We start from the raw sequence: 10,126 nt of genomic DNA, 5'->3' as shown, positions 1-10,126 counted from the left end.
CGCGATGCCCGCGCCGCCCTGCCAGAAGCCTGGCCGGCTCACGTAATCGCCCGGCTTGCCGATCGGTACCGCGAGCGCATGGTCGAAATGCACGTCGACGCTCGCGCTCGCCGCCATGCCAACGGCCTCCCAGCCTTCGTCCGAGACGCGCACGCCCGGCTGTCGGAGCGACACGGCCGCGAGGCAGGCACGGCCCTCCTCGTCGTGCACGCTGACGATCGCATGCGTGAGACCCGCGGCGCCCGAGCACCAGGCCTTGCGCCCGTCGAGCCGCATGGCGCCGGGACAGCCCTCCTCGGGCCGCATGGCGACGCGCGCATCGGGCGGTTCGGCGCACCAGGTGCCCCAGCGCGAGCCGGGCGGCACGGCGGGGCCATGCAGCTCGGCCAGGATCGCGAGCGCGTCGGTGTGGCCTTCGTAGAGCTTGGCCAGCGAGAGATCGTGCGCCGCGACCTCGGCCAACGCACGCCAGCGCATCAGCGTGCGGCCCTGGGCGGGCCAGGGCACGCGGTCGGCGCCGGCTTCGACGAGGCGGGTCAGTGCGGTCGCGGGATCGGCGGGAAGCCGAAGCCGCTCGAGGGTGTCGCTGCTGAGGTCCTCCGTCATGGATCGTGGGCGTCGCTGTGTCTGTGTGGGCCTGTTGAACTCACGCGACCATAGACAGCGCTTTTCCCCCGTCCCGTCGGCAGGCAGCCTCCGGCCTTGTAGGAGCAGCGGTGACGCGCCCTCCACCGGGCGCGATCAGTCCCCGAGCACCTTCTCGAGATCCGCCTTCAGGCTGGTGGCGCGCTCGGGTGCCTTCGCCAGGCCCGTGTCGACCAGCGCCTGGGCGATCGATCGCTCGCCCAGGTGCACCGCGATCCGCGCGAGGTGCAGCGCCGTGCGCGCGTGGATCGCGGTCGGATCGGTCTCGCGCAGCATCTGCACGAAGCCCTGCGGATAGCTGCCGTGCCGCGCGAAGAAGGCGCGTCCGGGTCCGGACCATTCGCTCACGATGAACGCGACCGTCTCCTCGGTTTCCGCCATCGAGCTGCCATAGGCCCAGCCGTAGGCCGGTCCGGGCGGCGGGTCCAAGCGGTCGCGGAACACGCAATGCGATTCCTCGATCTCGGTCGGCGCGACCTGGCCACCGCCTTCGGTCGGCAGGAAGTCGAGGTGCGCGCCGAGGTTCAGGTAGCACTGCTTGCCGCCGCTCGCGCCCTGCACGTTGAACACATGGATCACCGGGCCCTCGATGCGTCGCAAGGTCTGGCCCGTGCCTTCGAAGCCTTCGGCCTGGAGCACGGGATAGAGCTGGCGGGTCAGCAGCTTGAGGAAGGCGGCACGGGTGGTCATCGGCTTCGTGGTCGGAGTGGATGGAAGGCGCATTCTGACCGCGTCGTCGTGTTCGCTATGCTCGCCCCCGCGTTTCAGGAGAACGACGGATGGCAGTGGTGGCACAGGATCAGCGGATGGCGGCCTTGCGCGAGCTCGGCGTGTCCGAGGCCATGCAGCGGCTCGCATCGGGCGACTGCCTGCACGAGGCCTTCAAAAGCTGCTGCGTCGGACCGCCCTTCTATGCCTACCACGGCACTGCGGTGCCCGAGGGCCCGGCGCTGGTGCCGCTGTGGGACCGCGACAGCCGCGTCGCGGCCGTCTGGCGCCAGCACGACGGCCTGGCGTTCATCGAGTTCAGCATCGAGGACCCCGGCGCCTTCGAAGTGCTGGCCCGCACCGAGCAAGGCTTCTGGATCAGCCGTTTCGACTTCCTCTACGAAGGCGACCTCGCCATCGAGACGCTGCAACAGGCGGCCGACTCCGTGGGCTTCCGCTTCCTCGATCGCCACCTGGCATCGCGCGAAGCCGCCGAGGACCGCCTGACGAGCTTCGCGGCGCATCGCCGCTGGCTGCACGCCCTGGTCGCGGAGATCGACCGCGAAGCGGCCGACTCCGGCCTCAGCGCCCTAGCGGCGCGAAGGCCGTCGCCTTGATCTCGACCAGTCCCCCTTCGGGGTTCAGCTCGGCGACGGCCAGTTCCACCGCCGCGGGATAAGGCGCCGCGAAGAACTCGTCGCGCACGCGCGCCATGGCCGCGAGCTGGCCGGCCTTGTCCAGGCGCAGCTTCGCGCTGCCGAAGACATGGAACATCTGCAGCTCGACCACGTCGTCGAGCCGCGCGTCGCAGGCGAGCAGCAGGCGCTCGATCTGGCGGAAGACGCTGCGCAGCTCGTGCTCGAAGCCGGCCTCGTCCATGGTCTCGGTGCCGCGCTGGCAGGCCACGATGCCCGAGAGATGGACGACATCGCCGGCACGCCGCGCGGGTGCGTAGTGGAACTGCGCGACATCCGCCGCGAGCGCGTCGGGGATCACGACCTTGCCGGTGCGCGTGGGGATCTCGTGCATGTCGTCGACGGAAATCGGGTTCATCGTTTCAATGGAATGATTGTTCAAGAATTGGGCGAAAAAAGCGGACCTCGAAGGTCCGCCGTCATGAAACGCAGGCCGGCGTCAAAGCCTCGCGAGCGTCCCCTCCATCGCATCCTCGAGAAAGGCGCGATCGGGCATCGACTGGCCGAGGATGCGCAGGCCGTAGTAGCTCGCGAGGAAGGCGCGCGCCATCTCCAGCGGCTGCCGCTCGCCGCCGAACTCGCCGTTGCGCTGCCCCACCGCGAACAGGTGGCACAGCAGCTGCTCGAGCCGCACCACGTAGACCCGGCTGATCTCGGCCACCGCCGGGTCCTTGCCCGCCCGGTCCAGCGCCGCGAGCAGCGCCATGCAGCCGCGCCGCTGGCGCGGATCGAGGTCGCCCTCGATGCCCCACAACATCAGGCCGCGCAGCCGCTCCTTCGCGCTGCCGGGCCCGTTGAGGATGCGCGTCTGCGCCTCGATGCCGAGCTCCTGGTAGCGCAGCAGCGCCTGCTCGTAGAGCTGCTGCTTGCTGCCGAAGGCGTTGTAGAGGCTGCCGCGGCCCAGGCCGGTCTGCTGGCACAGCGCCTCGGCCGAGCTGCCGTCGTAGCCGTTCGACCAGAACACGTCCATCGCCGCCTCGACCACGGCGGTGTCGTCGAAGCCGCGCGGCCGACCGCTCACCGCGTGGCCTCGGCCACGGCCCAGCTGTCCTCGAGCATGTGGTAGCGCACGATCAGGCCGTCGCGCACGCCGATGTCGAAGGCGAAGGCGGTCTCGATCAGCCGGCCGGTGCGCTTCACGCGCGTGGCCAGATCGCCGAGCACCACGGCACGCCCCTGCCCCACGAGGATGGCGTCGATCGCGAAGCGCTCGGGCGCCACGTGTTCGCGCAACTGGCGGAAGAACTCGGCCACGCCATGCCGGCCGCTCTTGCGGCCGATCCATGGCACGGTTGCCGTGTCGCCCGCGATGAACCAGTCGACCTCCTCGCTGAACAGGCGCGCGATCTCGGTCGCGTCCGCGCCTTCGCGGATCCTGCGAAACAGCGTGTCCACGGTCTCGCGCACGGCGGTGTCGGTCATCTCTGCGTTCCCCAAAAAAGAAGGGCCGGTCCCGCACCGGCCCCTCGAATCGATTCTAGGGCTTACTGTAACGATCGATCAAATATCGACGGCCAATGCCCCCGCTCATGCGAGGGGCGGCGCGTCAGCCCGTCACGGGGATGGGCCTGAACGACCAGACCAGCGGCGTGTAGTTCGCGTAGTCCACGTCGACCACGACGGCGATCGGGTCGGGGATCGTCGGGGCCGCCGCATTGCTGGTACCGATGACCTTGGCATTGAGCTCGTTGCTCACCACGGACTTGCTCTGGATGAACCAGTAGCCGAGGACTTCGCTGGGCATCAGGCACCAGAGTTGGTTCTTGCGCTGGTCCTCGTCCTTGGAGATCGGCGCCACCACCACGTTCTGCTCGGTGGCCAGGGTGAGCACGAAGCCGGTGGTCATGGTCGTCTGCAGGTACCACCAGCCGGGCGCGCCCGCGGGGATGAAGCGCCATGCCTGGTTGGGTCCATCGTTCGGCGGATAGGCGATGACCTGCCGGTTCGGGGCGGGGTTGTTCCCGTAGACGTCGAGGACCAGGCTCGGCTTGCCGAACTGGCCGATGACGAAGGGCTGTTCCGGCGTGATGAAGTAGGCATCGGGTGCAATGAATCCCGGGTCGGTGATCGGCATCATTTCTCCTGTTCGCAATGGGTGGGAATGGCAGCGTTCAGGGCTCGAGCGGCTGATCGCTCGAACCGCCCGGCCAGTACTTGTCGATGAGCTGGTAGGCCGTCTCGAGATCCAGCTTGTTGCCGTGGTCTTCCAACAGCGAGATGGCCTGCGGGCTCGTAGAGTTCTCGGGGATGAAGCACGGCAGCCGCGGATTGAGGTTGGTGAAGCGGTCCCCGAGCAACAGCTTGGCCAGGGTCGGCATCAGGTTGTCCGAGGTGCCGTTGAGGCACATGTCGAGCATCGGCGAGGACCGCTCCTGGTTCATCAGGAACGGTGTCGTGTTCTCGAACGGATTCGGCACACCGTCCATCCATTGGCGCGCGCCCCATTCGTAGGTGTTGGGCGCGACCCAGTCGGGCATCAATCCGGTGCCGATGGTGATGGCCGAGATGTCCTCGAGCTTGTGGCCGTTGTGCACGGCCAGCGCGATCGCGGCCATCGTGGGATCGTGGTTGAAGAAGGCGCCGTCGACATTGCCTTCGAAGGAATTGAGCTGGCCCGGCATCGAGCCGCTCGAGGTCGCGGCCTTGGCGATGGGGTAGTTCACATGGCCGTCGAAGCCGTCCTTCAGGTCGGCCTCGGTCAGCATGTTGGTGACCATCCAGGGCGACCACGGCTTGGGGACCACGATGCCGTCGACCAGTTCGAGACCGCCCACGTTGAAGGTCACGAACAGCACCTTCTTCCGGGTCTCGTCGCCGACCTTCTTGGCGCCGTGCAGCAGGTCCTGCGTTTCGTACACCGACTTGATCGGATAGGCCGGCGCCGTCGGATCGGTGTTCATGTTGTCGTAGAAGTTCAGCTCGCCGTGCGTGAAGAGATGGATGATCTCCTCGGGCGTCTTGCCCGCCAGCAATTCGCTCGTGATGATCGAGCCGGTCGAGCAACCCGCGATCAGGTCGACATCGCGAATCAGGTCGGGCCTGTATTCCTTCAGTCGCTTGAGAATCGTGACCGACATGAGTCCGCGAATTCCGCCGCCCACGAAAGCCAGGATGGTGAATTTCTTTGCCACTGGAAAGACTCCTTTAGGACATATCCCGAGATGGGACGCGGAGTCTCTTCTTCGCCGTCAATCGTCGTCTACGAGTGGATTCCCGCTGAGTTGGAATGTTGTACAACCCAATGGATTAGCACCCACGGCAATCCGTTGCGAGAAGAAAGTTCAATGACGGAATAGATAATTCCGCATCAATTGGATGGTCTATTCGACATGGCGAATGATCGCATTGCAATGCATTCGCCGGAATTGAGATTGCAGCTTTTGATTGGCAGATCGATGTGACGGCATCGTGACCGTCAATGCCCGAACACCAGCAGCAGATTGTTCGCGGGCATCTCGTGCCGCGCGTGCAGGCGCAGCCCCGCATCGCGCGCCTGCGCTTCCACGTCCTTCAACGGGCGGATGCCCCAGGCCGGGTCGCGCTCGCGCAGGCTCCGGTCGAACGCGAGGTTGCTCGGCGCCGGCACCGTGCCTTCCTCGAAGTAAGGCCCGTAGGTGACCAGCACGCCCTCGGCTCGCAGATGCCGCGCCGCGCCCTGCTTCAGCGCGGCACAGGTGGCCCATGGCGAGATGTGCAGCATGTTCGCGCAGTAGATCGCATCGAACTCCTGCGCGAAGGCCGCGCCCTGCGAGGGCCAGGGTGCATCCATCACGTCGAGCAGCACGGGCGGCTTGAGGCCGGGCAGCCCGGCCTGCTCGACGCGGCGTGCGAGCGCGGGCAGCGCGCGCGCATCGGCATCGCTGGTCTGCCAGCTCCAGCCGGGCAAGGCCGTCGCGAACCACTCGGCATGCTGGCCGGTGCCCGAGGCGATCTCGAGCGCCGCGCCCTCGTCGCCGAGGAGGTCGCGCAGCCGCTCGAGGATCGGTTGCTTGTTGCGGTCGGCGGCGGGGCTGAAGGAGAGATCGGACATGCGGTGCTCGGTGGCGATGGACGGGAGCCGGAGGCTATCAGCCCTCGACCGGCACGTGGAAATCGATCACCGCGCCGGGCCGCGTGGGTTCGAACCTGCCGTCGTAGAGCTCGAAGTCCGGGCTGTCGGCCAGCTTGAGTCCCGAGGCCGGGATCAGCTGGCCCCAGATGGTCGCCATCGCGTTCTTCACCTGCGGGTGCAGCGCCGATCCGTCGAGCGTGATGCGGAACACCGCATAGGTCGCGGCCGGGATGCGCTTCTCGCTGAAGCCCGCGGGCAAGGTGCTGCCGGGCGCAATGCCCACGCCCGCCATGTAGTCGAAGCTGCCCTCCTCCCGGTCGACGCTCCAGACCGCGCCGTAGGTGGCCCAGCTCGGTTCCTGGCCCTTGAACGGCAAGGCGCCGATCAGCGCGGACCACAGCTGCGGAATCTCGGCGCGGCTCTCCTGGTCGAAGCGCCGGGCCGGGCCGGCGATGCTGAAGGCCTCGAGGCGCACGAGGTCGGGCAGCCGGGTCACGACGGTGGAGGTGCTGGTGGGCAGGTTCATGGGATATTGGCCTTCGATGGGTGTGAGCGCGAAGCCGGCGCGGAAGCGGCCGGGCGACACGCCGAAGATGCGCTTGAACGCGCGGGTGAATGCTTCCTGCGACTCGAAGCCGCAATCGAGCGCGAGCTCGACGAGCTTGAGCTCCGGCTCGTCGCAGAGCCGGCGCGCGCCGCGCACCAGCCGGCGGCCACGCACATACGCCATCACGCTGCGGCCCATGCGCGCGGTGAAGAGCCGCGAGAAGTGATACGGCGACAGTCCCGCCTGCTGCGCGATGCGATCGAGCGTGAGCGTGTCGTCGAGCCGCGCCTCGATCCAGGCGATGAGCTCGGCGATCAGGTCGGGGGTGGGTCGGTCCATGCCGCGATCATCGGCCACGCGGGCGCGGCGCGTCCTGACCGAACTTGCTGTCCGGCCCTTCGCGTTCCCTAGATCAGCCGCCGGATCGGCTTGCGCTTCCACACGCCGTGGAAGTACAGCGCCTGCAGCCCCAGCGCCACCAGGTAGGTCAGCGGATAGGCGACCCAGACGCCGCGCAAGCCGAGCGCCTGCTGCAGCACCCAGGCCAGCGGAAACAGCAGCACGGCCAGGCAACCCAGCGAGATCGCCGTGGGCACGCGCACGGTGCCGGCCGCGCGCATCACGCTCGTGAACACGCTCGCCATGCCGAAGGCCACGCTGCCCCAGACCGTGATGCGCAGCACCGAGGCCGCGAGCTCGATCACGACGGGGTCGTTGCTGAACAGGCTCACCGCGAGCGGCGCCGCCAGCGACACCAGCGCGGCCAGCCCGGCCGTGAGCGCGAGGTTCATCCACAGGCCCACGCGCTTCACATGGTCGATCTCGTCCAGGCGGCCGGCACCGATGGCCTGCGCCGCGAACACCGAGGCGGCGATGGCGATCGACATCGCCGGGAACTGCACATAGGCCATCACCTGGCCCACCGTGCCCCAGGCGGCCGTCGCGCCGGGGCCATGACGGTTCACGAGCGACAGCAGCATCGCGTCGGCCAGCGAACTCGTGATGAAGAAGAGCCCGGTGGGCACGCCGAGCCGCGCCACCGTCGCGAGCACGGGCGCGTTCCAGCGCAGGTGCGCGCGCAGCTTCGCGGGCGCGAGCAGGCTGTCTTTGCGATGCAGATGCCAGCCCAGCCACAGCACGGCCAGCGCGTTGCCCGTCATGCTGGCCCAGGCCGCGCTCTGGGTGCCGAGCCGCGGCAGCCCGAGCCAGCCGAGGATGAAGGCCGGCGTCAGCAGCACCCAGACCGAGGACGCCACGGCGAGCGCCTTGAGTGGCGTCACCGTGTCGCCCAGGCCGCGCAGCAGCGCCGCCAGCATCAGGTGCACGAACAGCACAGGCATCGCGGCGAACAGCACGCGCGCATAGCCCACGGCATCGGCGAGCACGTCGCCCGGCGTGCCCAGCGCCTGCAGCACCGGGCCGATCCCCGCCGCGCCGATGCCCGCGATGACGCACGACAGCAGCAAGGTGCCCAGCAGCACCGAGCCCGCGATGCGTCGCACCTTGTCCGTGTCGCGCGCGCCCCAGGCCTGGCCCACGAGCACCGAGGCACCCGTGCCCAGCCCGATCGCGAAGGCCATGCAGCACATGAAGAGCGGAAAGAAGCTGACCGCCGCGGCCAGCGCACGCGTGCCGAGCAGCTTGCCCAGGTAGATGGTGATGGCCGTGCCGCCGAGCGCCTGCAGCACGTTGGTCAGGACCAGCGGTCCGAGGAAGACCAGGAAGCGTTGCCAGAGGGGGCGTGTGGAAGTGGACTCCATGGGGGGCGGATCGTAGCGCGCGCCCTGCCCCGGCCTTCGGCGTGGCTCAGCGGTCGTCGTCGTGCCACGCCGGGCCGGGCGTGCCCACCCTGCGCCGCGAGCGCGTGCGCAGGGTGATCGAGTAGCGCAGCGCCGGCGTCGGCGCAATCGCGTGCTGCCATTCCCAGCGCGCGGCGCCGCGCAGCAGGTAGATCGAGCGCGGCTCGATCCCCAGCTGCACCATGGGATCGTTGGCCGCGTAGTGGCCGTCGCGCCGGTAGGGCCGCAGCTGCATCACGGCGTCGCCGCGCAGCGAGATGCCGACGATGTGCTCGAAGTCGGGCACGTCGCGGTGCCAGCCCAGCGGCGTGCCGGGCTGGTACTCGGAAATCAGCGCATGGGTGAGCTCGGCCTCGTCGATGCCGGCCCAGGCCGCGGCGCGGCGCCTCAGCGGATGCAGCGATTCGGGCAGCGGCGCACCGGGCAGCAGCCGGTTGGCGTCGAAGTCGTAGCGGCCGCCGAAGCCGATGCCGCGGCGGCGCGCGGTGTAGGCCTTGTAACGCATCTCGCGCAGCGTGAAGCCGCCGACGATGGCCAGCAGCTCGGCCTCCTCGGCGGGGCTCAGGAACTCCGGCGCATAGCGCAGCCCGTCGATGGCCGCGACCGGCGCGGCGCCGAACAGGTCGGGCTGCGCGTCGTGCTCGATGCGTCTAGCGGCGCGCATCGTCGCCCCTCCCCGGCCCACCTTGGTCACCTTGGCCGCCAAGGCGCACCTCCCACCAGCGCGGCAGCAGCTCGCGGATCTCGGCGCGCGAGAAGCGGTCGTCGAGCAGGTGCAGCACGCCCTCGTCCTGCTCGGTGCGGATCACGCGCCCCGCGGCCTGCACCACCTTCTGCAGGCCCGGGTAGAGGTAGGTGTACTCGTAGCCCTTGCCGAAGCGCGCGTCCATGCGCTCGCGCGTGATCTCGTTGAGCGCGTTGTACTGCGGCAGCCCGAGGCTCGCGACGAAGGCACCCACGAGGCGCGTGCCCGGCAGGTCGATGCCCTCGCCGAAGGCGCCGCCGAGCACCGCGAAGCCGATGCCGCGGCCGCCGACGGCGAAGCGCTCGACGAAGGCCTGGCGGTCGGCCTCGGGCATGCCGCGGGTCTGGCTCCACACGGGCACCTCGGGATGCCGCGCGACGAAGGCGGCGCAGGCCTGCTCGAGGTAGTCGAAGCTGCTGAAGAAGGCCAGGTAGTTGCCGGGCCGGCGCGCGTACTGGCTGCCGATGATGCCGGCCACGCTGCGCAGCGAGTGCGCGCGGTCGCGCCAGCGCGTGGAGACATCCATCGCCACCTCGACATGGAGCTGGCGGCCGCTGAACGGCGAGGCTACGTCGAGCACGGCCACGTCCTCGGGCAGGCCCAGCGCATCGCGGTAGAACGGAAATGGCGAGAGCGTGCCCGAGAAGCAGACGGCCGAGGCGGCATCGGCGAAGCGGCCTTCGAGAAAGGGCGCGGGCACGAGGTTGCGGATGGCCAGCCCGCGCGAGCCGTTCGGCCCCAGCGTGCGCTCGAACACCGAGTGGTCGCCGAAGCTCTCGGCCAGCCGCGCGAAATGCAGCGCGTCGAAGAAGAAACGCTGCAGCGGGCCCTGCGCCGCATCGGGCGTGGCCGCGAAGTGCTCGGCCATCGCGGTGTTGGCGGCCTGCAGGCTGCGCGCGAAGCGCTCGGGGATCTCGTCGGCGGTCTCGTAGTCGA

Annotated in this window: 13 protein-coding genes; 1 reads left to right on the top strand and 12 read right to left on the bottom strand. The window is 69.0% G+C overall.

Annotation, left to right across the window (positions count from 1 at the left end; all coding sequences use genetic code 11):
• Together AC27VN_RS21525 and AC27VN_RS21520 are read right to left on the bottom strand one after the other, a co-directional pair.
• A partial coding sequence (locus AC27VN_RS21525) for an acyl-CoA dehydrogenase family protein (RefSeq protein WP_490877835.1) occupies positions 1 to 606 on the bottom strand: 606 nt, incomplete at its 3' end.
• Positions 607 to 741: 135 nt separating this feature from the next.
• Positions 742 to 1,335, bottom strand: a complete 594-nt coding sequence (locus AC27VN_RS21520; protein ID WP_490877834.1) for a DUF4304 domain-containing protein — start codon at positions 1,333 to 1,335, stop codon at positions 742 to 744.
• An 89-nt stretch (positions 1,336 to 1,424) separates the two neighbouring features.
• On the opposite strand from AC27VN_RS21520, the gene AC27VN_RS21515 reads away from it, so the two are divergent.
• Positions 1,425 to 1,970, top strand: a complete 546-nt coding sequence (locus AC27VN_RS21515; protein WP_490877833.1) for a hypothetical protein — start codon at positions 1,425 to 1,427, stop codon at positions 1,968 to 1,970.
• Here the strand turns inward: AC27VN_RS21515 and AC27VN_RS21510 are convergent.
• From AC27VN_RS21510 to AC27VN_RS21465, 10 genes are all read right to left on the bottom strand, one after another.
• Complete coding sequence (locus AC27VN_RS21510) at positions 1,936 to 2,406, bottom strand: Rid family hydrolase (RefSeq protein WP_490877832.1); 471 nt, start codon at positions 2,404 to 2,406, stop codon at positions 1,936 to 1,938. The genes AC27VN_RS21515 and AC27VN_RS21510 overlap by 35 nt on opposite strands.
• An 81-nt stretch (positions 2,407 to 2,487) precedes the next feature.
• Positions 2,488 to 3,069 carry a TetR/AcrR family transcriptional regulator gene (locus tag AC27VN_RS21505; protein ID WP_296782561.1) on the bottom strand — a complete coding sequence of 194 codons (582 nt, stop codon included), beginning with the start codon at positions 3,067 to 3,069 and terminating at the stop codon, positions 2,488 to 2,490.
• A complete protein-coding gene (locus AC27VN_RS21500) occupies positions 3,066 to 3,470 on the bottom strand; it encodes a nuclear transport factor 2 family protein (RefSeq protein ID WP_490877831.1) in 405 nt (134 codons plus the stop codon). The genes AC27VN_RS21505 and AC27VN_RS21500 overlap by 4 nt, the downstream gene beginning before the upstream one ends.
• A gap of 124 nt (positions 3,471 to 3,594) precedes the next feature.
• The gene (locus tag AC27VN_RS21495) at positions 3,595 to 4,122 is read right to left on the bottom strand and encodes an RICIN domain-containing protein (RefSeq protein ID WP_143129113.1); all 528 of its coding nucleotides are present in this window, start codon (positions 4,120 to 4,122) and stop codon (positions 3,595 to 3,597) included.
• A 37-nt stretch (positions 4,123 to 4,159) separates the two neighbouring features.
• Complete coding sequence (locus AC27VN_RS21490; protein ID WP_490877830.1) at positions 4,160 to 5,179, bottom strand: patatin-like phospholipase family protein; 1,020 nt, start codon at positions 5,177 to 5,179, stop codon at positions 4,160 to 4,162.
• Positions 5,180 to 5,463: 284 nt separating this feature from the next.
• Complete coding sequence (locus AC27VN_RS21485; protein WP_490877829.1) at positions 5,464 to 6,078, bottom strand: DUF938 domain-containing protein; 615 nt, start codon at positions 6,076 to 6,078, stop codon at positions 5,464 to 5,466.
• 37 nt (positions 6,079 to 6,115) lie between these two features.
• Positions 6,116 to 6,985 carry a GyrI-like domain-containing protein gene (locus AC27VN_RS21480; protein WP_490877828.1) on the bottom strand — a complete coding sequence of 290 codons (870 nt, stop codon included), beginning with the start codon at positions 6,983 to 6,985 and terminating at the stop codon, positions 6,116 to 6,118.
• A gap of 68 nt (positions 6,986 to 7,053) precedes the next feature.
• On the bottom strand, positions 7,054 to 8,406 hold the full coding sequence (locus tag AC27VN_RS21475; RefSeq protein WP_490877827.1) for an MATE family efflux transporter: 1,353 nt from the start codon (positions 8,404 to 8,406) through the stop codon (positions 7,054 to 7,056).
• A gap of 46 nt (positions 8,407 to 8,452) precedes the next feature.
• Positions 8,453 to 9,109 carry an alpha-ketoglutarate-dependent dioxygenase AlkB gene (locus AC27VN_RS21470; RefSeq protein WP_208511665.1) on the bottom strand — a complete coding sequence of 219 codons (657 nt, stop codon included), beginning with the start codon at positions 9,107 to 9,109 and terminating at the stop codon, positions 8,453 to 8,455.
• A partial coding sequence (locus AC27VN_RS21465; protein ID WP_490877826.1) for an ATP-dependent DNA helicase occupies positions 9,096 to 10,126 on the bottom strand: 1,031 nt, incomplete at its 5' end. The genes AC27VN_RS21470 and AC27VN_RS21465, both read right to left, overlap by 14 nt.

It is taken from the genome of Variovorax sp. 20P10.2.4 (assembly GCF_058244205.1).
Note: the sequence above shows the minus strand (reverse complement) of the source record. Positions and strands in the feature narration are given on the sequence as shown.

Excerpts from the sequence above, each read along its gene's own strand:
- AC27VN_RS21470 (WP_208511665.1), bottom strand. The coding sequence starts at position 9,109 with ATGCGCGCCGCTAGACGCATCGAGCACGACGCGCAGCCCGACCTGTTC.
- AC27VN_RS21475 (WP_490877827.1), bottom strand. The coding sequence starts at position 8,406 with ATGGAGTCCACTTCCACACGCCCCCTCTGGCAACGCTTCCTGGTCTTC.
- AC27VN_RS21485 (WP_490877829.1), bottom strand. The coding sequence starts at position 6,078 with ATGTCCGATCTCTCCTTCAGCCCCGCCGCCGACCGCAACAAGCAACCG.
- AC27VN_RS21520 (WP_490877834.1), bottom strand. The coding sequence starts at position 1,335 with ATGACCACCCGTGCCGCCTTCCTCAAGCTGCTGACCCGCCAGCTCTAT.
- AC27VN_RS21500 (WP_490877831.1), bottom strand. The coding sequence starts at position 3,470 with ATGACCGACACCGCCGTGCGCGAGACCGTGGACACGCTGTTTCGCAGG.
- AC27VN_RS21480 (WP_490877828.1), bottom strand. The coding sequence starts at position 6,985 with ATGGACCGACCCACCCCCGACCTGATCGCCGAGCTCATCGCCTGGATC.
- AC27VN_RS21510 (WP_490877832.1), bottom strand. The coding sequence starts at position 2,406 with ATGAACCCGATTTCCGTCGACGACATGCACGAGATCCCCACGCGCACC.
- AC27VN_RS21495 (WP_143129113.1), bottom strand. The coding sequence starts at position 4,122 with ATGCCGATCACCGACCCGGGATTCATTGCACCCGATGCCTACTTCATC.
- AC27VN_RS21515 (WP_490877833.1), top strand. The coding sequence starts at position 1,425 with ATGGCAGTGGTGGCACAGGATCAGCGGATGGCGGCCTTGCGCGAGCTC.